We start from the raw sequence: 20491 nt of genomic DNA, 5'->3' as shown, positions 1-20491 counted from the left end.
CATGACCGAAATCTGGGATTACATCGTGGTGGGCGCAGGCTCATCGGGCTGCGTCGTGGCCGAACGGCTGAGCGCCAGCGGCAGGCACCGCGTTCTGGTGCTCGAAGCGGGCGGAGAGAACGACAGCTTCTGGGTTACCCTGCCCAAGGGCGTGGCGAAGCTTGTCACCAATCCCGATCATATCTGGGCCTATCCGGTCAGCCAGCCGCGCGCCGAAGGTCTGCCCGCCAGCGAAGTGTGGATCAGGGGCAAGGGGCTGGGCGGATCATCGGCCGTCAACGGCATGATCTGGAGCCGGGGCGAGCCTGCCGACTATGACGCATGGGAAGCGGCAGGCGCGGCCGGGTGGAACGGAGCGACCATGACCGAGGCTTTCCTTGCGCTCGAAGACCATGCCGCAGGGCCTGGGCCGATGCGTGGCAGCGGCGGGCTGGTCCATGTCGATCCGGCGATCTTCACCTATCCGCTGGCGGAACGCATGATCGCTGCGGGCGAGGCGCTGGGCATGGCGCGGGTGGATGATCTCAACGCCTGCGGCGGCGCGCGCGTGGGCCTTTACAGCCACAACATCCGCCGGGGACAGCGGCAAAGCGCGGGCCGCACGTTCCTTGCCGCCGCGCGCAGGCGCGCCAATGTCAGGATTGTCACCGGCGCGCTGGCGCAGCGGGTGATCCTGTCCGAAGGGCGCGCGATTGCCGTCGAGGCGCAGGTCGCGGGCAGCCTGCGCCGCTTTGACTGCGCGGGAGAGGTGATCGTGTGCGGCGGTGCGATGGAAAGCCCGCTCCTGCTCCAGCGTTCGGGCATTGGCGATGGCGCAAGGCTGCGGGCGGCGGGCATCGTGCCGCAGGTCCAATCGCCCGATGTGGGCGAACGCATGGTCGAACACCTTGGCTTCTCGATGCCGCACCGGCTCAAGGGCGAGCGCGGCACGGGCGGTTCCTTGCGCGGCCCCGGCCTGATCGCGGCGATGGCGCGCTATCTGCTCACGCGCGGCGGGATCATGGCGACCGGCCCGTTCGAAGTGGGCGCATTCTGCAACGTGGCCCATCCCGATGGCCGGGTCGATGCGCAGCTCTATCTTGGCGGCTATACCTTCGAGGTGGCCGACGATGGCAACCCCGTCCCGCTCGACAAGATCTCCAGCCGCCCCGGCATGACGATCTACGGCCAGCTCCTGCGCCTTACCAGCGAGGCATCGGTGCGCGTTGCCGGGCCGGATGCGGCAACGCCGCCCACCATCATCCCCAACTGGCTTGCCACCGAACACGACCGGCGCTCGGCCATTGCCATGGTGCGCACCATGCGCCGCTTCGTGCGCGCCGCGCCCCTTGCCGATGTCGTGGCCGAAGAGATGATCCCCGGCGCGGGGGTGGAAAGCGACGAGGCCATCCTGGATGCCTTCCGCCGTCTTGCCAGTTGCGGGCTGCACGCCATCGGATCGTGCCGCATGGGCAGCGATGATCGTGCGGTAGTCGATCCGCGCTTGCGGGTGCGCGGGGTCCGCGGCTTGCGCGTGGTCGATTGCTCGGTCATGCCGGGGCACGTCACGGGCAATACCAACGCGCCCGCGATGGCGCTGGGCTACCGTGCCGGTGCCATGATCATTGCCGATGCCGCCTGATCCGGGGCCTTTTGCCCGATCAGTTCGGGCAGCAGATCGTGAATGCGTGCCTTCAGGTTGAAGAAACCCTTGCCGCAGTGGGGCCAGCACAGCCGGTCCCAGGCGCGCTGGTGTTCGGCAAGGGCAATGCCCTGTGCCGCAAGGGCCGGGCGCAGCGCGGCCAGCGCGGTGCCGACCGGGCCTGCGGGGGCAAAGCCGGTCACGATCTGCGTGCAGCCCTGCGCGGCGGCAAGGGCGGCCAGATCGGCGGGCGCCAGGCTGTCGGGCGCGCGCACCGCGCAGCCCCAGTGCGCGGCAGCGCGCATGGCCGCATCGTCAAGCGCGGTGCGATCTGCAAGGCCCCGCGCAAGGCTGCGCGGCACTACCACCGCGCGCACGTCCAGCGCGGGCAGCACCGTTTCCAGTGAACAGTCTTCGGGCGTTATCAGCACCAGCGCGGGCTGCGCCGGATCGGGCGCCACCGGCTGGCGCAGCGGCGTGCGCGGCGGATGGGCGGGGGCTTCGGGAATGCGTGGGCTCTGCGCAAGGCCCTCGGCATGAAGCCGCCCGCCGGTCATCGCGGCAATGCGGTCGGCCGAGGCGAGATAGGCCTTGCCCGCCGTGTGCAGTCCCGCCACCCAGCGCCATGACAGCGTGTTCGATGCCGGGTCCGCATCGATCAGCCGGTCATATGTCCACTTCGCCCCAAGCTGCCACGGCAGGCCCAGCGTGAAGGTCCAGATCGAGGCCACCTGCATCCGCGCCCAGTTGTGGAGGTATCCGGTCTCGTCCAGCTCCCGCGCCCAGTGATCGAAGGCATCGATCCCCGTGCGCCCGGCAATGGCGGCCTCAAGGCGGCGCGCGGCCGCCTTGTCAAGCGCGGCGTCCAGCGCCTGCACCTCGGCCAGCCAGTCTGTCCACAGGCCGGGGCGCTGTTCCAGCCAGCCCTTCCAGTAGGTGCGCCAGAATACCTCGGCGATGAACTTCTCGCCCTTTTCGAACCGGTGCTGTTCCAGCACCTTGCCCACCACTTCATCCTCGCCGATCAGGCGGCGGCGCAGCGCGGCCGAAAGGCGCGACACATTGCGGTGATCGCCCCCCGCATCGACCAGATTGCGCCGCGCGGCATAGGCGCTGCCGGCCTTGGGCAGGAAAGCATCAAGCCGATCGAGCGCGGCGGCGCGGGTAAGCGGAAATGCAGCCATGCGCGGGCATTAGCGCTGCGTCCGCTCCGGCTCGACGTGGCAACAGGGCCGTGTTGCGGATGGGGCGGCGGGTTGCAAGATCGGGTCTGCTGCGCCGCATGGGGCGCAAGAGGGGAATCGCGCCGCACATGTTCCGCTTCAACCTGCCCGCACCCGTGGTCGTGCTCGGTCTTGCCGGATGGCTGCCGCAGGCATTGTGCCTTGTGCTGGTGGTCCATGGCGGGGACTGGCAGTGGAGCGCGAAGGCCGCGGGCTGCTTCTATGCCGCGCTGATCCTTTCCTTCCTTGGCGGGCTGTGGTGGATGGCGGGGCTGCTGGCCAGGGTGCAATCGGCCGGGCTTTACGGCGTGGCGGTGTTGCCCAGTCTGGCCGCGTGGGCCGCGCTGCTGCCGTGGACGGAAGGCTGGCACTGGCCCGGCCCTTCGCTCGTGGTGCTGGGCCTGCTGCTGCTGGCCAGCCCGCTGGTGGACAGGAGGCTGGCGCGCACCATGCCCGCGCATCTTCCCCTGCCCGATGGCTGGCTGCGCCTCAGGGTATGGATGGCCACGGGGCTGGGTCTTTTGACGCTGGCGCTTGCGGCGACCTGAAACGCCGCAACCTGAAACGCCGCGATCTGAAGCGCGGACGGCCCAAGCCCACTGGGCGCAGGTTTCACCACGCGCAACGCAGTCTGTCGCATCCGGTGGCCGGGCACGGCGCACGGCGATAGCTTCGCTTCCCATGACGTGACAGGGCGTCCAGCAAGGCCGCCCGCACGCACCGGAGAGGAACGATGCCGGAAGCCCTTCTGCGCCCCCGCCCCCTGTGCGGGCGCACCCTGCGCAGCCTGCTGCGACCTTCAGCGATTGCGCTTGCCGTTCTGGCAGCGCCCGGCCTCGCGGTTCCCGCGCTGGCCGGGCAGAAACCGGGCGAGGTGCAGGCCGAGCGCGCGCCCGACGAAATCTATGCCAAGACCTGCGGCTATTGCCACGGGCGCAATGTCGGGCCGATCATCCTGGGGCGCAAGCTGCCGGCGGAAACGGTGAAATACATCGTCCGCCACGGCCAGAACGGGATGCCTGCCTTCCGCCCCACCGAAGTGACCCCGGCCGAACTCGATGCGCTGGCGAAGTGGGTGGAAAAGAGCAAGGCCCGCAAGGACGAGCACGGCTACTGAAGGACGCGGCCATGAACGAACTGAATCTTGATCGCCGCGGGCTGCTGGGGGCAGGGCTTGCCAGCGCGGCCAGCCTTGGCCTTGGCACCGGGGCCAGCGCGCAGAATCCGGCCCCGCTTGCCCCGCACATGTCGAAGGCCGATTTTGCCGGGGCGATGAAGGCGTTTCGCGGCGTGGTCGGCAATGAATGGGTGTTCGGCGATGAAGAGGCCGTGGCCCCCTATGCCAAGGTCTATGTGCCCGATCCGCTGGGCCGGCACGTTCCCGTGGGCGCGGTCTGCCCGCAAAGCGTGGAACAGGTGCAGGAGATCGTGCGCATCGCCAACACCTATCGCCAGCCGCTCTGGCCCGTCTCCACCGGCAAGAACATGGGCTATGGCATGACCGCGCCCGCCACGCCGGGGCAGGTGGTGCTCGATCTCAAGCGGATGAACCGCATCCTTGAAGTGGACGCGGATCTGGGCACCTGCCTGCTGGAGCCGGGCGTCACCTACCAGCAGCTCAAGGACTATCTGGTCGAGAACAATATCCCGCTGTGGATCGATGTGCCCACCGTCGGCCCCATCGCATCGCCCGTGGGCAATACGCTGGATCGCGGGGTAGGCTACACCCCCTATGGCGAACATTTCCTGTTCCAGTGCGGGATGGAAGTGGTGCTGGCCGATGGGCAGGTGATGCGCACCGGCATGGGATCGATCAAGGGCAGCACCGCGTGGCAGGCGTTCAAGTGGGGCTACGGGCCTTATCTCGACGGTCTGTTCACCCAGTCGAACTTCGGCGTTGTGACCAAGATGGGCCTGTGGCTGATGCCGAAGCCCCCCGTCTATAAGCCCTTCATGGTGCGCCACGGCGAAATGGCCGATGTTCCCCGCATCATCGAGGCGATGCGCCCCTTACGCGTTTCCAACCTCGTCGCCAACTGCAACCTGATGATGAGCGCGTCCTACCAGCTTGCCATGTTCAGGCGCCGCCATGAAATCGTGCCCGATGGCGCGGTGCTGGATGAAGCCTCGCTCAAGAAGGCGGCAAAGGCCAACGGCCTTGGCATGTGGAACACCTACTTCGCTCTCTATGGCACCGAACAGACGGTGGCGGCGGTGGAACCGATCATCCGCGCCAGCCTCACGGCCAGCGGCGGCGAAGTGCTGACCTCTGCCGAAATGGGCGACAACCCGTGGTTCCATCACCATGCCACGCTGATGGAAGGCGGGCTGAACCTTGACGAGATCGGCCTGCTGCGCTGGCGCGGGGCGGGCGGAGGGCTGGCGTGGTTTGCGCCGGTTGCCGCCGCGCGCGGGGTGGAGGCCGAACGGCAGACCGCGCTTGCCCGCGAGATCCTTGAACGCCACGGCTTCGATTACACCGCCGCCTACGCCATTGGCTGGCGCGATCTGCACCACATCATCGCGCTGCTGTTCGACAAGTCGGATGCCGAACAGGAAAAGAAGGCCGATGCCTGCTACCGCGAACTCGTCACGCGCTTTGGCGAACAGGGCTGGGCCAGTTATCGCACCGGGGTCAATTCGATGGACCTCGTGGCGCAGCAATACGGCGCGGTGAACCGCGAATTCAACGCGAAGATCAAGCGGGCCGTCGATCCGAACGGCATTCTGGCACCGGGCAAATCGGGGATCACGGGATGATGCGTTTCGAAGGCAAGGCGGTTCTGGTCACGGGCGCGGCCACGGGCATCGGGCGGGCCACAGCGCTGGCCTTCGCGCGCGAAGGGGCCGACGTGATGATCGGCGATATCGATGCGCGCGCGGCCGAAACGGTGGACCTCATCCTGGCCGAGGGCGGCCGCGCGGTCTTCCGCCAGTGCGACGTGCGCCGCGCGGCCGATCTCGATCTGCTGGTGGCGGCCTGTGTCGATCGCTTCGGGCGGATGGATGCCGCCTTCAACAACGCCGGTGTCCTGCCCCCTCAGCGTCCGATCCACGAAATCCCCGAAGACGAACTGGACCTTGCCATCGATGTCGATTTCAAGGGCGTGTTCTTTGCCATGCAGGCCGAAATCCGCCATTTCCTGCGCGTGGGGGGCGGGGCCATCGTCAATACCGCCAGCGTCGGCGCGCTGATCGCAGACCCGAACATGAGCGCCTACTGCGCGATGAAGCACGCCGTTTCGGGCCTGACCAAGGCGGCAGCGGTGGAATATGCGCAGGCAAACATCCGCGTGAACGCCATCGCGCCGGGCTTCGTCGTCACGCCCATGACCCAGCACTGGGCCGACAGCAATGCCTTTACCGAGATGTTCTTTGCCCAGAACGTTTCGGGCAGAGCCGCCCGGCCAGAGGAAATCGCGCCCACCGTTCTCCACTTGTGCAGCGATGGCGCCAGCTTCATCAACGGGGCCACTTTCACCATCGACGGCGGCCAGACCGCCCATTGAGCGAGCGATCGACCATGAAGAGACTGTCCGCCCTTTCCGGTCTTGCCCTTGCCCTGCTGGCGCATCCGGCGCTTGCCGGGTCTATCGCGGCCCAATCGGTCGCAGCCCAATCCGTCACGGCCCAGTCCGCTGTTTCCCTGTCCGCCGCGCAAAAGCCGCTCGAAGTGGAAGTGCTGCGCACGAGCGAGGCATCGCTCTATGCCAACATCGCGCTCATCAAGGGCGAGAAGAAGGCCGTGCTGGTCGATGCGCCCTTCACCCGCGCCGATGCGCACCGGGTTGTCGGCATGATCCTTGACAGCGGCAAGGAACTGGAAACGGTCTATATCACGCACGACCATCCCGATCATTTCTTCGCGATGGAAGTCATCATGAATGCCTTTCCCGATGCCAGGGTGGTGGCGCATCCCGCGGTTGCCGCCGATATCTGGAAATCGCTGCCCGCCAAGGTGAAGCGCTGGTTCCCGGTCATGGGGCAGAACGCGCCGCGCACTCCCACCGCGCCGATGGCGTTGGAGGGCGATACGATCCTGCTCGAAGGGCGCGAACTCAAGGTCGTCGGCCCGATCCAGGGCGATCACAAGCATTCGACCGCGCTTTGGGTGCCCTCGATCAGGGCGCTGTTCCCCGGCGACATGGTGCACAACGAAGTGTTCCTGTGGTTCGGCGAATCCGACCCTGCCGCCATTGCCGCGTGGGGCAGGTCGGTGGATAGCCTTGCCGCGCTGGGGCCGGAACTGGTCGTGCCCGGCCACGGCAAGCCCGGCACCGCCAACGATGCCACCGCGCTTGACTATACCCGGCGCTACATCGCCGCATGGCCGGGGCTGGTGGCCGCCTCGAAAGATTCAAAGGACATGGCCGCGCGCGTGCGCAAGGCTTTCCCGCAAAGTGTCGACGTGCTGGGCGGCTTCCTGCTGGTCAATTCCACCGAAGTGGCCAAGGGCGAACAGCAGATCTGGGACGAATAGCCCCCTTCAGGTCGCCAGCGAGATATAGCCGAGCTGCGCCGCCTTGAACACGGTCTGGCTGCGGTTCACGGCATTCAGCTTCATCGATGCATTGTGGATGTGGAACCGCACCGTGGCGCGGCTGCGGCCCATGATCATGCTGATTTCAAGGTCGGTCTTGCCGATCGCGGCCCAGCGCAGGCATTCCACCTCGCGCTTGGACAGGCGCGATCCGGGCGGCAGGGCCTGCACCGAACCCATCGCGTGGACATAGCTGGCAATGAATGTGCGCGCATATATGCCGAAGGCATCGCCATGTTCGAGGAACACATCGTCCAGTTCGGTCAGGTCCGGATCGAGCGGGTTGAAGCTGACCGCGCCGATCTGGCCGAAGGGCAGGTGCACCGGCACCACGATGGCCGCGCGGGTCATGGCGCGCGCCTCGAAGTTCGTAAGGTCGATGGCCGTCAGATAGTGGTTGGGCTGGCGCGTGTGAAAGCCGTTGGCATTCACCCAGAAGGGTTCGCTCTCGAACCGGCAGGCCGATGTCAGCGGGGAATCGAGCGCGATGCGCGAATTGCGCCACCACACCTTTTCGTCGTTCCAGCCGAAGACATCGCGCGCAAGGATATTGCCGTCCGCATCCACGGGGGTGCGCTTGTCGGCAATGTCGTGGGCGGGGGCGGCGCGCATTCCTGCCGCCATGGCAATGGCGTGGAGCGCCTCGGCGGCGCGGCGCACGTCCTGCGGCCCGCTGATGCGCACCGAATCGATCGATTCCACGGTCAACTGAACGGACTTTTCCTGCACCGGCCTCTCCTGCACGCGGTCGTTGCGCGGCCTTGCGGACCGGCGCATCCGCGCCCGCAAAGCCTATCCCCTGTCCTTATGGACATGTCCTTAGCCGCCAAGTGCTTTGGAAACAACGATGGTCTTGCCCAAATCACCTAGTCATTTGGCGCCTAGTCATTTGCGCAGCGTGGCGTCCCCCCCGACTTTGGTAGAGGATGGGCATTGAGGAGAGGGATGTGAACTTCGACCTGACCGAAGACGAGGAAATGCTCAAGGCCCTGGCCGAGCGTTTCGTTGCCGACCACTATGATCTCGACCGCCGCCGCACCTATCTGGCGGGGGCCAATGGCTTTTCGCCCGAAATGTGGGCCATGCTGGCGGAACTGGGCCTGGTGGCCGCACCGCTCTCGGAGGAAAGCGGCGGGCTGGCGCTTGATGCCACGGCCATCGCCACCGTGTTCGAGGCACTGGGCCGGGGCCTGGTGGTCGAACCCCTGATCGAGAACATCATGGTTGCCGCGCGCCTGTTCGAACGGGTCGCCTCCGATGATCTCAAGGCGCAATGGATGGAAGCCCTTGCCATGGGTGGCCGCCGTCTGGCGCTGGCCCATGCCGAACGCGGATCGCGCAGCGGCAGCCTCTGGGTCGAAACCCGTGTGGGCGCCGATGGCACGCTTGCCGGTGCCAAGTCGTGCGTCCCGGCAGGGGCAGGCGTGGATGCCTATATCGTCACCGCGCGTGAAAGCGGCGCGCCGGGCGATGCGGCGGGCGTGGGACTGTTCCTGGTCGCTGCCGATGCCCCCGGCCTCGTTCGCACCGCGTGGCGCATGGTCGATGGTTCGCTGGCCGTCTCGCTCGATCTGGCGGGCGTTCCGGCCCTGCGTCTTGGCGGGGGCGTTGCGGATATGGCCGAAGTGGGCGTCATGGCCTCGCTTGCCCGCTCCGCCGAAGCGCTGGGCATCATGCAGGCCCTGTTCGAAGGCACGCTTGATTATCTGCGCACGCGCCAGCAGTTCGGCGCACCGCTCGGTTCGTTTCAGGCCATCCAGCACCGCATGGCGGCGCAATATGCCGCGATCGAACAGGCCCGCGCCCTGCTCAACCTTGCCATCGTGAGCCAGAATGATGCGGGCTTTGCCCGCGCGGTCGATGGCCTGCGCGCCTTCATTGCCCCGGCCTCGATCGAACTGGGTCACGAGATGATCCAGTTCCACGGCGGCATGGGCGTGACGGATGAGCTTTTCATCGGCCACGGGCACAAGCGGCTGCTGGCGCTGTCGCGCTGGCCGGATGATGGCGCGGCCGCGCTTGACCGCTTCGCGCAGGTAGCCTGACCGGGTTCGCTCGTCAGAGGCGCGGCAGGAGGCTTGCCTCCATCGCCGGATAGAAGTGCGATACGCTGCGCTGCAACTCGTAGCGCGCGGCCTTCATCCCGGAAAAGCGCGCCGGGATGGGCACTTCGCCCGCTTCGCCCATATCCAGCCCGCGTTTCACGCAATCGCGCAGGGTTTCCTCAAGCCAGCCCAGCCAGTCGCGCGTCTGCGCAATGGCGTGGTGCCTGCCGGAAGCATCGGGCGGGCCATGGCCGGGCACCAGCAGGCGGTGCGGCAGGGCCTCCAGCCGATCGAGCGCGGCCCGCCATGCGGCAAGATCGGCGTGGGGGGTGGCTGGCGCGCGGTCGTGAAACACCAGATCGCCTGCCAGCAGCGTGCCGGTGGCGTGGTCGATCAGGGCCAGATCGCCGCTGGTGTGCCCGTCCAGCGCCACCAGTTCGATGCTGCGCCCGCCGAACACCAGCGGCCCGGCCCGCACATCGGGGCGCGGCAGCACCAGATCGGTGCCTTTCATCCAGTCGGCCAGCAGCCGGTACATGCCATCGGCCAGGGCCTCGCCTTCGCGCTCAAGCCCCGCGCGCGTGGCGGGCAGGGCGTGGACCATGGCGGGCGCAAAGGCGGCCGCGCCCAGCGCATGATCGGGGTGCAGGTGGCTGATATAGACGCGCGCCACGGCCTTGCCCGTCAGCCGCTTCGCCAGCGCATCGAGCGCGTGCCCTTCGCCGCGCGATGCGCCCGGATCGAACAGGATCGCACCATCGTCGCTGGCAAGGATCGCGCAATTGGCAATCGCGCCGCCATTGGCAAAGCTGATCGGCTCATCGGCCCCGCGCACCAGCCACAGGCCATCGCCGATCGCTTCGGCCTGCGGGTCATAGGCCCCGGCAAAGCGTTCGGCCAGCGCTGCGCCGGGCAGGGCGGGGGCCAGCGCGCCCGCCACCAGCCCGCGAAGCACCGCGCGGCGGCGACATGCCCATGCCGCGCTCATGGCTGCACCGTTCCGGCAAAGACCAGTCCGCCGGTATCCACTGCCTCGAACCGCACCGCACCGGTGGCGGGCACGATGACGGTAAAGGCCGGGTCTTCGGCCACCGATGCGGCAATGGCCATTTCGGCCAGAACCGCGCCGCCCGCATCGCGCAGCTTCAGGCTTTCGATGAAATAGGGCGGGATGTTCTCCACCAGCCCCGTGTCCATCGGATGCCGGAAGGCAAGCCGCAGCCGCGCCATTCCGCCGGGCGGAACTGGTCCATCAAGCTGCGGCCCTTCGGCGGCGCTCCACATGGCCCCGCGTGCCTCGCCCAGATGATCCGCCCAGTCGCCCCGCGCGCGGCTGACCGGCGGGGCCGAACAGCCCCCGCCCGCCGCATCGATCCATTGCCCGCCCACGTGCCAAGTGCCGTCCTCGGTCTGCACCAGCGCGCGCACCGGGGTGCGCTGGTCCAGTTTGATGCGCGTGGCCAGAAACGGCGCCGCGCGGTGCAGGGTGAAATCGACGGCAACCGGAATGGGGTTGAGATCCGCCAGCAGCACGATGCGCCGCACTTTCGGCCTGCCATTGGCCTCCAGCGCGCGGGCATCCACGGTCACGGGAAAGACATGCTGGTTTTCGGCCAGAAGCGGCAGCCGCACCGCCACGCGCGGATCGAACAGAATCCGCCCGCTCGTGAGGAGACCGGCGGCATGATGCTCCCACATGGGCGAGCCGAGCGGATCGGCGGGAACCTGTGCCCGATCTAGTGCCTGCGGATCTTGCGCCGCCGCCGGGCAGGCAGCCGGACCAACAATCGCCAGAGCCGGCACGCACAGCGCCGCAAGGGCTGCTTTTCCCGCCAGACCGGCCGCAATTCGTCGCACCATGCTTGCCATCTCCCGAAGTGGAGTGTGATACTGCAAGGAGCCGGGGCATATTGGACCTTGGCACAATAACAAGGCCCCGGCCCGCGGGGGCATGCTGCCGGTTGGTCCGGCGCATTCCGGACGCGCCGGGGGGAGCAGGAAGACCATGGGCAAGGCACGCACCCCTGCGCTGATGCTCGCCGTATCGCTGGCGCTCTGGCACGGACCAGCCTGCGCGGGCGATGGCGCATCCGCATCGGCGGCCACCCCTCCCGGCAAGGCGGGCAGCTTCATCGACATGACGCTCGATGCGGCCTTCGGCGTCGCGCCCGACAGCGCCTTCGACAAGCACGGCTACCGCGTCTCGCGCTATCGCGCCCCGGTTGATCGCGAACCCATTCCCGCCACCCGGATCGACCTTGACGATGCCCTGCGGCTGCGGCCCGGCGTCAACGCGCTGTTCATCGATGTGCTTCCGGCCGAGGGCGGGGTCCGCGATGCGGCCAGCGGGCGCTGGCAGCTTGCCCAGCCGCACGAGACGATTCCCGGCGCGGAATGGCATCCCGAAACCGGACGCGGGCATCCCGATGTGGCGCTGTGGAATGCGCTGCGCGAAAGGGTTGCGGCGGTGCGCGAGGCCAGTCCGGCAAAGCCCGTGGTCCTGTTCTGCCGGACCGATTGCTGGATGGCGTGGAACGCGGCGCGCCGCCTTGCGCGCGATGGCTTCGGCAATGTGCACTGGCTGGCCGAAGGAATCGAAGGCTGGCACGAAGCGGGCCGCCCGCTGGTCAGCGCCCGGCCGGTCGAGGTTGCAGGGGGCGCGGCCGCCCCCTGATGTTCGCCGGTCTTTGGTCCTTGCCGGACTATCCCCCCTTGATGGCCTAGCCCTTTGCCGGGCGCTGCTTGAGCCAGCCGATCCCGCGCCGCAACAGGTCGTAGAACACCGGCAGCTCCCACGCGCAGCGGTCCACCGTCGGCCACCAGTCGAGCATGGGTTGCAGGTCGTAATGGCCGCGGCAGTGGCCCAGCGTGTTGTAAAGCACCGCGCCCTTGCCGTGGTCCTTCAGATACATGACCGCTTGGCTGCCGATGGCATCCTTCGCCTCGACAAAGCCGGTGCCTTCCACCGTGCATTCGGTTTCCAGCAGCACGTGCAGGTCGCCGTGATACTCCATGTGGTAAAGCTCGTCGGTCGTCTCGAATGGCTCCACCCCCTGCACCAGCGGGTGATCGGGATCGGCCACCGTCACGGTGTAGGGCGCGATCGGCGGGTGGCTGATGAACTGGCTGCCCAGAAGGTCCATCATCAGCGGCGCCCAGCGCGGCGCGTCCCACAGGTCCTTGTTGGGGCCTTCGGTCAGGAAGCGCAGCACCGAATTGGTGCCGTGCAGCGCATACCAGCGCCCGCCGGCGCGCAGCCAGTCGCGCAGGGCTTCCTGCGCCTTGAGCGATGGCGTCACGTCGCAGGTATAGGTGATGAGGATGTCGGCGGCCCTGATCGCCTCGATGTTCTCGTAATCCTCGAACACGCGGGTGCGCACGGCGGGGTCTTCGGCCAGCAGCTTGAGCAGTTCGAGCCGCGCGAAGTCCATGTCGTGCCACACCCCGCCGCAGACGAGGACGCAGTCGATGCGCGGCGGGCGCGCTTCGTCGCTCATTTCCCGGCTCCCAGTTCGCCGTTCAGATACTTGTCCAGCGTCTGGTGGAACTGGCGGATGCGGATTTCCTGATAGTCGCCAAGGTTCACCTCGCCCGTCTTCGAGGCGTGGAGGCCCTCCTGCACATAGGGCAGGTTGTCCATGTCCTGTTCGAACACGTGGCCCAGCACGCCCAGTTCGGGGGCATCGGTCCACTTCTGTTCGGGCGTCAGCAGCTTCATCGGCACGCCGCGCGGAATGGGTTCGCCCTTCTTCACGCGCGCCAGGATGCGCACTTCCATAAGGCAGGTATCGGGCGTCTTTCCGGGCCGCCAGCGATAGACGATGTTGGGCATGAACCCGCCCCACGGGGCAAAGTTGGGGAACACGTTATAGACCAGCCCGTCGAGCAGTTCGGCATCGGTGGCATGGTCGTGGTCATAGCCGGTCTGCTCGGTGTAGCCCTTGCGCATGGCCGCGCCCAGCGCGGCGCGCGCGGTCATGCCTTCGGGCACGGTCACGGCAAACGGATCGCCCGATGCATCGTAGTTGTCGGCGCTGCGGCCGTTATACTTGCAGAACTCGTCCACGATCCACTGCTGGGTCTTGCCGTTGGGATCGACATGCGGGCTCATGATGCCGAAGGGAACGTGGTTCACGTTCACGTTGTCGCCATAGGTCCAGTAGGCGGCGTTGGCATCGCCGGTGAAGGGCAGAAGCTGCGGATGCGTGACCACGGTGTGCCAGGCTTCCATGAAGGCTTCCATCGTCACCTTCCAGTTGGCCGGCACTTCCTTGGCCACCCAGATCACGGTGGTGCATTCCTCGTGCCGCCAGCGCTTGAAGAACTCCGGGATCGGGGCAAGGTATTCCTCAAGGCTCGGCCCGCCCTTTTCCTCGCGCAGGAAGATATAGCCGCCCCAGCGGCCCACTTCGGCTTCCGGCAGGGCCATCTTCTCGGCCGAAAGGTGCTTGAAATCCCATGAACAGGGCATGCCGTCGAAGCTGCCGTCCTTGTTCCAGGCAAAGCCGTGGAAGGGGCAGACGAACTTGTCGGCCGTGCCATCCTCGGTGCGCAGCTTGCGCCCGCGGTGAAGGCACACGTTGTGCATGGCCTTCACGCTGCCGTCTTCCTGGCGCGAGATCAGCCACGAACGGCCCGCGTTCTCGAACACGGTGTAATCGCCCGCTTCGGGAATGTCCTCCTCGCGCGCGGCGAACTGCCACACATGGGGCCACATCTTCTCGCGCTCGGCACGGGCGAAATCCTCGCTGGTGTAGCGCGCGGCGGGCAGCGGATCGGAACCGCGATACTGATAGCTTTCCTCGGTCAGCATCGCGGGGGCAGGGCGCGAATCCTGCGCCAGCAGTTCCTGCCAGCTGATCGCGTCGCAGCGGGCCATGCCGCCTGCCATGTTGGGGTCTCTGTCGGCCATCCTGTCGATTCCTCGCCCGTGATTTAAGTCATTGCTGCCGGTTTTGCCGGTCGCGCGCGCGCCCGTCACCTTGCTGAAAGCATAGGTTGCACATGTGGCCCCCGCGCGTCACCACTGGCACCGTTATCCGAATGCGGATTCTTGGGAGAGAGCACAGTGTCCAGGAGGCTTGAAGGAAAGGTCGCCCTCATCACCGGCGGCACCACCGGCATCGGCGCCGCTACCGTCGCGCGCCTTGCCGAGGAAGGCGCGAAAGTGTGGTTCACCGGATCGAAGGAGGAAGCCGCCGCCGCGCTCTGCGCGCAGACCGGCGCCACTTTCCGCAAGCACCGCGTGCAGGACGCCGCAAGCTGGCCCGCGCTGATCGACGAGATCATCGCCGCCGAAGGCCGTCTCGACATTGCCTTCGCCAATGCCGGCACCGAAAGCGGCGATGCCAGCATCGAGGATGTTTCGATCGAAGGCTGGGACAATGTCGTGGCCATCAACCAGACCGGGGTGATGCTCACCGTGCAACACGCCATCCGCGGCATGAAGCGCAATCCCGAAGGGCCGTGCGGTTCGATCATCATCAACTCCTCGATGAACGCTACCCGTCCCCTCGGCAACTATGTCACCTATTCCGTCACCAAGGCGGCGGTCTGCGCGCTGGCCAAATCGGCCGCGGTCCATTGCGGGCAGAAAGGCTATGCCATCCGCGTCAACGCCATCCTGCCGGGCGTGGTGGAAACCCCGCTGATCCAGCAGATCATGAACAGCCAGCCCGATCCGGCCGCCGCGCGCGCCATGTATGAAGGCATGGCCCCGATGAAGCGCATGGCCCAGCTTCATGAAGTGGCGGGCCTTGTTGCCTATCTCTCGTCCGATGAAGCCGGGTTCATCTCTGGCGCGGAATACGCGATCGACGGGGCGACGACCGCCGGCATGATGGGGGTCTGATCGCCATGGAACTTTCCGCACAGCGCCTGAAAGGGCGCGTCGCCTTCGTATCGGGGGGCCTTCGCGGCATCGGCCTTGCCTGCGCCGAACGTTTCCTTGCCGAAGGCGCCGAAGTTGTCCTGTCCGACCTTGACGCACAGGACAGCGACACCGCCCGCGCGGTCATGGGCCGCCTCGGTCAGGCCGCCAGCTACATCAGCGCCAACGTGGCGAAGGAAGAGGACTGGGAGCGCGCCGTCGCCCTGGTGAAGGAGCGGCATGGCAAGTGCCACGTCCTTGTCAACAATGCGGGCATCGATCTTACCGGCCCGGTCGAAACGCTCAGCATGGAAGGCTGGCGGCGGATCATGGCAGTCAACGTCGATGGCGTGTTCCTTGGCACCAAGCATTTCGTGCCGCTGATGGCCGAGAGCGGCAAGGACTTCCGCGGCGGTGCCTCGATCATCAATGTCAGCTCGATCATGGGCCTTGTGGGGATGAACGAGGTTTCGGCCTACAATGCCAGCAAGGGCGCGGTGCGCCTGTTCACCAAGGGGATCGCCATCGAGTTCGCGCAGAAGCAGATGCCGATCCGCGCCAATTCGCTGCACCCCGGCTTTGTTGAAACCCCGCTGCTCAAGGCGGGTTTCCAGCGCTGGGTCGATCAGGGCTTTGCCGAAAGGCCCGATGATCTGGTGGCGGGCGTTGTGGGCGCAACGCCCATCGGCCGCCTTGCCCAGCCTGAAGAGCTGGCCAGCGCCGCCTTTTTCCTTGCCAGCGAGGATTCCAGCTACATGACCGGCGCCGAACTGGTGATCGACGGGGGATGGACCGCACAATGACAATCGCACTCGATAATGTGGTGGCTCTTGTCACCGGCGCAGGCGGCGGCATCGGCCGCGAACTGGTCAAGGCGCTGAAGGCAGCCAGGGCGACCGTCATCGCCACCGATCTTGCGGCAGAGGCCGAGATCGAAGGTGCGGACCATTACCTCAGGCACGACGTGACGAGCGAGGCCGACTGGCAGGCCGTGGCCGCGCTGATCGGCGAAAAGTATGGCCGTCTCGATGCGCTGGTGAACAACGCGGGCTATTCCATCGTGACGAAGTTCGAGGAAACCCCGCTGGCCGATTTCCACCGCGTCAACGCGATCAACGTGGATTCGGTCATCATTGGCACGCAGGTTCTGCTGCCGCTGCTCAAGGAAGGCGGCAAGGCGCGCCCCGGCGGGGCTTCGGTGGTCAACTTCTCCAGCGTCGGGGGCTTGCGCGGTGCGGCCTTCAACGCGGCCTACTGCACCAGCAAGGCGGCGGTGAAGATGCTGTCCAAGTGCCTTGGCGCAGAGTTTGCCGCGCTCGGCTACAACATCCGCGTCAATTCGGTGCATCCCGGCGGGATCGATACCGCCATGCTCAATTCGATCATGGACCGCTATGTCGAACTTGGCGCGGTCCCCTCGCGCGAGGTGGCCTTGCAGGGCATTGTCGCCAACCATCCCATCGGCCGCATGGGCCGGGCCGAGGAAATGGGCGGCGGCGTGGTCTATCTGTGCTCGGATGCGGCCAGCTTCGTCACCTGCGCCGAGTTCGTGATGGACGGCGGTTTCAGCCAAGTCTGATCGGGCAAGTCTGATCGGGCAAGTCTGATCGCGCGGATTGTCCCCGCTCTCAAGCGGCGGGGCTGACGGCCAGCACCTCGATGGCTTCGGCCCTGCCGCCAAAGTCTGCCACATCACCCGCCTCTGTGCCCATCATGGCGCGAGCCAGCGGGGCGGACCATGCAATCAGCCCGCTGGCCGGATCTGCCTCGTCATCGCCCACGATGGTGATGGTGCGTTCCTTGCCGTTCAGGGCAAAGCGCACCGTGCTGCCAAAACCCACGCTGCCATCGGCAGGCGGCGCAGTCACTTCGGCGGTGGCCTGCCGCGTGCTCCAGTAGCGCAGGGTGCGGCGCAGCTTCTTCAGCGCGGCTTCATCGCTCACACCTTCGAGCGCGGCCTGCGCTTCGGCCAGACGCGCCGCGATCAGTGCCGCCCCGCGCGCGGTGACAAGGTTCGGCCCCGGCGGAATCGGAATCTCGAATGTCGGCTCCAGATGTTCGTCATCGCTCTCGCGCCGGAAGGCAACGCTCATGGCTCACTCCTTGCAGCGCCAGCCATGCGCGCAGCCGCCCGCCCTGGTCAACCCGTGCCGGTCGGGCCGTCGCCGTCAGCGGCTGAGGTAGCCGCCTTCCACGGCAAGGCTGTGGCCCGTCACATAGCTGGCCGCATCCGAACAAAGCCACGCGCTTGCCTCGGCCACTTCCTCCGGCCGCCCGAACCGTCCGAACAGGCTGAGCGCGGGGGCGAACTCCTCTTCGGTAAAGCCCGTTGTCTCCAGCGCGCCGCGCAGCATGGGAGTGTCGATCGCGCCCGGCAGCACTGCATTCACGCGGATGCCGCGCGGGGCATATTCAAGGCTGCCCGTCCGCGTCAGGCCGATCACCCCGTGCTTTGCCGCCACATAGGCCGCATTGTTCGGCTGCGGACGGACCGAACTGACTGAACCGATATTGACGATGGCCCCCGGCCCGCCCTGCGCCAGCATCTGCCGGATCTCGTATTTCATGCACAGCATCACCCCGCGCAGATCAACCGCCAGCACCCTGTCGAACACGGCCATGTCGGCTTCGTGGATGGGCAGGACATCGGGCGTGATCGCCGCGTTGTTCACCGCGCAGTCCAGCCTGCCAAAAGTGGCAACGGTTTCGGCCACCATCGCTTCGACAGCCGTTTCGTCGGCCACATCGGTCTGCACGGCGTGCGCCGTGCCGCCTTGGGCGCGGATGGCCTCGGCGGTGGCGGCGGCGGTGGCCGGGTTGATGTCCGAGACGATGACCCTGGCCCCGCGCGCGGCCAGGAGGCGCGCGGTGGCGGCACCCATGCCCACGCCCGCGCCGGTCACGATGGCCACCCTGCCTTCCAGCGATACGCGGCCGGGGTTCACGGGCGCGCTCCTTGCGCGATCCATGCGCGCACCGTGGCAATTTCGGCCGCGGTCAGCGGCGGCGCGCCAAACGGCATCTGCGCGCCCGCGCCGCCGTTTGCAATATGCGTGCCCTCCAGCTTCATTACCAGATAGGACCGGTCGGGATCGCCTGCCACCACGCGCATCAGGCCCGGTGCTTCCTCGGCAGGCTGGCCCACCAGCGATGCGATGGCCATGTCGCCCACCAGCGCCATGCCGCCCGCCTCCTCGCCGGTGAGGTGGCACGTGGCGCACTGGCTTTCCAGCAGCGGCACGATATCGGCGGCATAGGAAACACTTGCCCCTGCCGCCGTCGCCGGTTCAGCCGATGCAGGTTCAGCCGATGCAGGTTCGGCCGATGCAGGTTCGGGCAGCACAGGCTCCTGCGCCACGGCGGCGCAGCCCGCCGCCAGCAGCGCCGCGCCTGCAAGGATCAGTCCGCGCTTCATGCCCGCACCGCGTGGCGGCCCGCGATATAGCCGAAAGTCACGGCCGGGCCGATGGTGCCGCCCGCGCCCAGATAGGCCTGGCCCGTGGGCGCGGCCACGCAGTTGCCCGCGGCATAAAGACCGGGGATCGGCTGTCCGTTCGCGCCCAGCACCTGCGCATTGGCGTTGATCTGCGGGCCGCCTGCCGTATCCAGCGTGCCCGGCGCAAGCACGATCGCGTAATACGGGCCCTTGGGGGCGAACGGGTGCATGGTATTGTTGGGGAAGGGGTTTTCCGGCTGCCGGGTGCCTTCGCGCCGGGCCGAAAACAGCAGGTGCCATTCGCGGTCATAAAGATACTTGCCCCGTCCGAATTCCGGATCGACGCCCTTCTTCGCATAACCGTTGAACGCGCTGATCGCGGCCTTGGCATTGGCCGAGAACTCCGGCGCCAGCCGCACGCCGCCGGTGCGGTCCTGCCATCCGGCCAGTTGCGCGTCGATCTTTGCAAACACCTCGTCCCAGGTCATGCCTTCGATCAGGTGGGGCTGTTCGGCCTTGTTCACGGGGAAGGGGAAGGCCCCGCCGAAGGCATCGATGCTGCGTTCGTCGAACAGCATGAACATCAGGTGGTTGGGATATTCCTCGTGCGCCGGGTCATAGCTGAAGTGCGCCATGGTGCGGTCGTTGTAGTCGCGCTTCTCGTTGACCACGCGCTTGCCATACTTGTTGACGAGGATCATCGAATCCCCCGGCAGCACAAAGGCGCCAAGGCCGATGCCGCGCGTCTTCAGCGCTTCGCCCAGCACCACCTGCGTGCGCCAGCCAAGGCCCAGATTGCCCATCATCGCGCCCGCTTCCTGCGCGATCGGCAGGAAATCGCCGGTCGATCCGGGGGTTGAGCACGAACCATAGACCGCGGGCTGGTGCATGTCGCACAGGGCCACGTTGTGGCTGTAGCCGCCCGTGCCGAAGACCACGCCCTTGTTGGCCTTGATGCGGATGATCTTTTCGCCCTGCCCGGAAACGGTCTGCTTTGCCTCGGCGCCGATCACGCGGCCCGATGCGTCCTTGATGAGCCGCGTCACGCGCGTGCGCGTGAGGATGGGCGTGCCCTTGGCCTTCAGGTAGGCGTGCATCTGCGAGGCAAGGCTGCCCCCGCCCTGCGACGAGCCTGAACCGACCGCCGGTTCCAGCGCGCGGCCGGTGGGCACCTTGTTTTCGGGCAGGTGGTCGGCATAGTCGGGCGCGGGCTTGTCAACCTGAAACAGGCGGAACTGCTTGAACTGCACCGCGCCCAGCTCGCGCAAGTGGTCGATGGCCGCCGCGCCATGATCGTAGAACGCCTCGACCACGCCGAAGTGCGTTTCATCAAGGCCCAGCGTCGGGCTGTTGGGGTTGTATTGGCGCGGATAGCCATAGCGCACGACATAGCGCAGGGCATCGGCCTTGGGATCGGCAATGCCCTGTTCGCGCAGGATGAAGTGGTTGAAGATCCACGTCACCCCGCCCGATTTGGCGGTGGTGCCGCCAAGGATCGGCATCTTTTCCACCATCAGCACCCTGGCGCCTGCCGCCAGCGCGGTGACAGCGGCAGTGCCTGCCGCGGCGCCGCTGCCCACGCACAGCAGATCGCATTCATGGTCCCAGCCCTGCACGCTGTCCTGCGCCGCAGCGGCCGTGGCGATACCGCCGGTGGCGGCAACGGCGGCGGTCAGGCCCGCTCCTGCCAGCATCTGGCGGCGCTGGATTCCCTTCTGGCTGATGCCCTTGGTGGTCTGGGTCATGTCATGCGTCTC

21 protein-coding genes are annotated in these 20491 nt (G+C 67.0%); 11 read left to right on the top strand and 10 right to left on the bottom strand.

Going from position 1 to position 20491, the window contains the following annotated elements; translation table 11 throughout:
* Nucleotide 1 precedes the first annotated feature (1 nt).
* On the top strand, nucleotides 2-1621 hold the full coding sequence (locus DKM43_RS14370) for a GMC family oxidoreductase (protein WP_109799179.1): 1620 nt from the start codon (nucleotides 2-4) through the stop codon (nucleotides 1619-1621).
* Here the strand turns inward: DKM43_RS14370 and DKM43_RS14365 are convergent.
* A complete protein-coding gene (locus tag DKM43_RS14365; RefSeq protein WP_109799178.1) occupies nucleotides 1582-2805 on the bottom strand; it encodes an FAD-binding domain-containing protein in 1224 nt (407 codons plus the stop codon). The two genes, DKM43_RS14370 and DKM43_RS14365, sit on opposite strands and share 40 nt — an antisense overlap.
* A 98-nt stretch (nucleotides 2806-2903) precedes the next feature.
* Between DKM43_RS14365 and DKM43_RS14360 the strand changes: the two genes are divergently transcribed.
* The 5 genes from DKM43_RS14360 (at nucleotide 2904) to DKM43_RS14340 (ending at nucleotide 7324) form a co-directional block, all read left to right on the top strand.
* Nucleotides 2904-3392: a DUF3429 domain-containing protein gene (locus DKM43_RS14360; RefSeq protein ID WP_236632604.1), complete on the top strand. Its 489-nt coding sequence runs from the start codon at nucleotides 2904-2906 to the stop codon at nucleotides 3390-3392.
* Nucleotides 3393-3577: 185 nt separating this feature from the next.
* Entirely contained in the window at nucleotides 3578-3961 is a 384-nt protein-coding gene (locus tag DKM43_RS14355; protein WP_109799177.1) for a c-type cytochrome, read from the top strand.
* Nucleotides 3962-3972: 11 nt separating this feature from the next.
* Complete coding sequence (locus tag DKM43_RS14350) at nucleotides 3973-5604, top strand: FAD-binding oxidoreductase (protein WP_109799176.1); 1632 nt, start codon at nucleotides 3973-3975, stop codon at nucleotides 5602-5604.
* Nucleotides 5601-6353, top strand: a complete 753-nt coding sequence (locus DKM43_RS14345) for an SDR family NAD(P)-dependent oxidoreductase (RefSeq protein ID WP_109799175.1) — start codon at nucleotides 5601-5603, stop codon at nucleotides 6351-6353. Before DKM43_RS14350 ends, DKM43_RS14345 begins: the two co-directional genes overlap by 4 nt.
* Nucleotides 6354-6367: 14 nt before the next feature.
* Nucleotides 6368-7324, top strand: coding sequence for an MBL fold metallo-hydrolase (locus DKM43_RS14340; RefSeq protein ID WP_109799174.1), 957 nt, complete (start codon nucleotides 6368-6370; stop codon nucleotides 7322-7324).
* A gap of 6 nt (nucleotides 7325-7330) precedes the next feature.
* Here the strand turns inward: DKM43_RS14340 and DKM43_RS14335 are convergent, their stop codons facing one another.
* A complete protein-coding gene (locus tag DKM43_RS14335; protein ID WP_236632603.1) occupies nucleotides 7331-8113 on the bottom strand; it encodes a helix-turn-helix transcriptional regulator in 783 nt (260 codons plus the stop codon).
* Between the two features lie 197 nt (nucleotides 8114-8310).
* Between DKM43_RS14335 and DKM43_RS14330 the strand changes: the two genes are divergently transcribed.
* Nucleotides 8311-9429 (top strand): acyl-CoA dehydrogenase family protein, encoded by a 1119-nt coding sequence (locus tag DKM43_RS14330; protein WP_236632602.1) that lies wholly within the window; start codon nucleotides 8311-8313, stop codon nucleotides 9427-9429.
* 13 nt (nucleotides 9430-9442) lie between these two features.
* Here the strand turns inward: DKM43_RS14330 and DKM43_RS14325 are convergent, their stop codons facing one another.
* Nucleotides 9443-10417, bottom strand: coding sequence for a quinoprotein relay system zinc metallohydrolase 1 (locus tag DKM43_RS14325; RefSeq protein WP_109799173.1), 975 nt, complete (start codon nucleotides 10415-10417; stop codon nucleotides 9443-9445).
* Nucleotides 10414-11289: a quinoprotein dehydrogenase-associated SoxYZ-like carrier gene (locus tag DKM43_RS14320; RefSeq protein ID WP_109799255.1), complete on the bottom strand. Its 876-nt coding sequence runs from the start codon at nucleotides 11287-11289 to the stop codon at nucleotides 10414-10416. The genes DKM43_RS14325 and DKM43_RS14320 overlap by 4 nt, the downstream gene beginning before the upstream one ends.
* Nucleotides 11290-11434: 145 nt before the next feature.
* Here DKM43_RS14320 and DKM43_RS14315 point away from each other — a divergent pair, with 145 nt between their 5' ends.
* Nucleotides 11435-12103, top strand: a complete 669-nt coding sequence (locus DKM43_RS14315) for a rhodanese-like domain-containing protein (protein WP_330857647.1) — start codon at nucleotides 11435-11437, stop codon at nucleotides 12101-12103.
* Nucleotides 12104-12149: 46 nt separating this feature from the next.
* Here the strand turns inward: DKM43_RS14315 and DKM43_RS14310 are convergent, their stop codons facing one another.
* The gene (locus DKM43_RS14310) at nucleotides 12150-12926 is read right to left on the bottom strand and encodes a ThuA domain-containing protein (RefSeq protein ID WP_109799172.1); all 777 of its coding nucleotides are present in this window, start codon (nucleotides 12924-12926) and stop codon (nucleotides 12150-12152) included.
* Nucleotides 12923-14341, bottom strand: coding sequence for an aromatic ring-hydroxylating oxygenase subunit alpha (locus DKM43_RS14305; RefSeq protein WP_109799171.1), 1419 nt, complete (start codon nucleotides 14339-14341; stop codon nucleotides 12923-12925). The genes DKM43_RS14310 and DKM43_RS14305 overlap by 4 nt, the downstream gene beginning before the upstream one ends.
* A gap of 156 nt (nucleotides 14342-14497) precedes the next feature.
* Here DKM43_RS14305 and DKM43_RS14300 point away from each other — a divergent pair, with 156 nt between their 5' ends.
* Genes DKM43_RS14300 through DKM43_RS14290 form a run of 3 tightly spaced genes read left to right on the top strand, consistent with a single transcriptional unit; the run spans nucleotide 14498 to nucleotide 16877 of the window.
* Entirely contained in the window at nucleotides 14498-15280 is a 783-nt protein-coding gene (locus tag DKM43_RS14300) for an SDR family NAD(P)-dependent oxidoreductase (protein ID WP_109799170.1), read from the top strand.
* 5 nt (nucleotides 15281-15285) lie between these two features.
* Entirely contained in the window at nucleotides 15286-16101 is an 816-nt protein-coding gene (locus DKM43_RS14295; RefSeq protein WP_109799169.1) for an SDR family NAD(P)-dependent oxidoreductase, read from the top strand.
* Nucleotides 16098-16877 carry an SDR family NAD(P)-dependent oxidoreductase gene (locus DKM43_RS14290; protein WP_109799253.1) on the top strand — a complete coding sequence of 260 codons (780 nt, stop codon included), beginning with the start codon at nucleotides 16098-16100 and terminating at the stop codon, nucleotides 16875-16877. The genes DKM43_RS14295 and DKM43_RS14290 overlap by 4 nt, the downstream gene beginning before the upstream one ends.
* A 49-nt stretch (nucleotides 16878-16926) precedes the next feature.
* Here DKM43_RS14290 and DKM43_RS14285 read toward each other — a convergent pair whose 3' ends face one another.
* From DKM43_RS14285 to DKM43_RS14270, 4 genes are all read right to left on the bottom strand, one after another.
* Entirely contained in the window at nucleotides 16927-17391 is a 465-nt protein-coding gene (locus DKM43_RS14285) for a GreA/GreB family elongation factor (protein WP_109799168.1), read from the bottom strand.
* 75 nt (nucleotides 17392-17466) lie between these two features.
* Nucleotides 17467-18243: an SDR family NAD(P)-dependent oxidoreductase gene (locus tag DKM43_RS14280; protein WP_201739883.1), complete on the bottom strand. Its 777-nt coding sequence runs from the start codon at nucleotides 18241-18243 to the stop codon at nucleotides 17467-17469.
* Nucleotides 18240-18713, bottom strand: coding sequence for a hypothetical protein (locus tag DKM43_RS14275; protein ID WP_109799166.1), 474 nt, complete (start codon nucleotides 18711-18713; stop codon nucleotides 18240-18242). Before DKM43_RS14275 ends, DKM43_RS14280 begins: the two co-directional genes overlap by 4 nt.
* Nucleotides 18710-20479, bottom strand: a complete 1770-nt coding sequence (locus DKM43_RS14270; RefSeq protein ID WP_109799165.1) for an FAD-dependent oxidoreductase — start codon at nucleotides 20477-20479, stop codon at nucleotides 18710-18712. The genes DKM43_RS14275 and DKM43_RS14270 overlap by 4 nt, the downstream gene beginning before the upstream one ends.
* Between the last annotated feature and the right edge of the window lie 12 nt (nucleotides 20480-20491).

Origin of the sequence: Novosphingobium meiothermophilum (assembly GCF_003171715.1) — a bacterium.
Classification (GTDB): domain Bacteria; phylum Pseudomonadota; class Alphaproteobacteria; order Sphingomonadales; family Sphingomonadaceae; genus Novosphingobium; species Novosphingobium meiothermophilum.
Note: the sequence above shows the minus strand (reverse complement) of the source record. Positions and strands in the feature narration are given on the sequence as shown.

Excerpts from the sequence above, each read along its gene's own strand:
- DKM43_RS14365 (WP_109799178.1), bottom strand. The coding sequence starts at position 2,805 with ATGGCTGCATTTCCGCTTACCCGCGCCGCCGCGCTCGATCGGCTTGAT.
- DKM43_RS14310 (WP_109799172.1), bottom strand. The coding sequence starts at position 12,926 with ATGAGCGACGAAGCGCGCCCGCCGCGCATCGACTGCGTCCTCGTCTGC.
- DKM43_RS14350 (WP_109799176.1), top strand. The coding sequence starts at position 3,973 with ATGAACGAACTGAATCTTGATCGCCGCGGGCTGCTGGGGGCAGGGCTT.
- DKM43_RS14320 (WP_109799255.1), bottom strand. The coding sequence starts at position 11,289 with ATGGTGCGACGAATTGCGGCCGGTCTGGCGGGAAAAGCAGCCCTTGCG.
- DKM43_RS14285 (WP_109799168.1), bottom strand. The coding sequence starts at position 17,391 with ATGAGCGTTGCCTTCCGGCGCGAGAGCGATGACGAACATCTGGAGCCG.
- DKM43_RS14305 (WP_109799171.1), bottom strand. The coding sequence starts at position 14,341 with ATGGCCGACAGAGACCCCAACATGGCAGGCGGCATGGCCCGCTGCGAC.
- DKM43_RS14270 (WP_109799165.1), bottom strand. The coding sequence starts at position 20,479 with ATGACCCAGACCACCAAGGGCATCAGCCAGAAGGGAATCCAGCGCCGC.
- DKM43_RS14325 (WP_109799173.1), bottom strand. The coding sequence starts at position 10,417 with ATGAGCGCGGCATGGGCATGTCGCCGCCGCGCGGTGCTTCGCGGGCTG.
- DKM43_RS14315 (WP_330857647.1), top strand. The coding sequence starts at position 11,435 with ATGGGCAAGGCACGCACCCCTGCGCTGATGCTCGCCGTATCGCTGGCG.
- DKM43_RS14345 (WP_109799175.1), top strand. The coding sequence starts at position 5,601 with ATGATGCGTTTCGAAGGCAAGGCGGTTCTGGTCACGGGCGCGGCCACG.
- DKM43_RS14360 (WP_236632604.1), top strand. The coding sequence starts at position 2,904 with ATGGGGCGCAAGAGGGGAATCGCGCCGCACATGTTCCGCTTCAACCTG.
- DKM43_RS14355 (WP_109799177.1), top strand. The coding sequence starts at position 3,578 with ATGCCGGAAGCCCTTCTGCGCCCCCGCCCCCTGTGCGGGCGCACCCTG.
- DKM43_RS14330 (WP_236632602.1), top strand. The coding sequence starts at position 8,311 with ATGGGCATTGAGGAGAGGGATGTGAACTTCGACCTGACCGAAGACGAG.
- DKM43_RS14275 (WP_109799166.1), bottom strand. The coding sequence starts at position 18,713 with ATGAAGCGCGGACTGATCCTTGCAGGCGCGGCGCTGCTGGCGGCGGGC.
- DKM43_RS14295 (WP_109799169.1), top strand. The coding sequence starts at position 15,286 with ATGGAACTTTCCGCACAGCGCCTGAAAGGGCGCGTCGCCTTCGTATCG.
- DKM43_RS14340 (WP_109799174.1), top strand. The coding sequence starts at position 6,368 with ATGAAGAGACTGTCCGCCCTTTCCGGTCTTGCCCTTGCCCTGCTGGCG.
- DKM43_RS14290 (WP_109799253.1), top strand. The coding sequence starts at position 16,098 with ATGACAATCGCACTCGATAATGTGGTGGCTCTTGTCACCGGCGCAGGC.
- DKM43_RS14370 (WP_109799179.1), top strand. The coding sequence starts at position 2 with ATGACCGAAATCTGGGATTACATCGTGGTGGGCGCAGGCTCATCGGGC.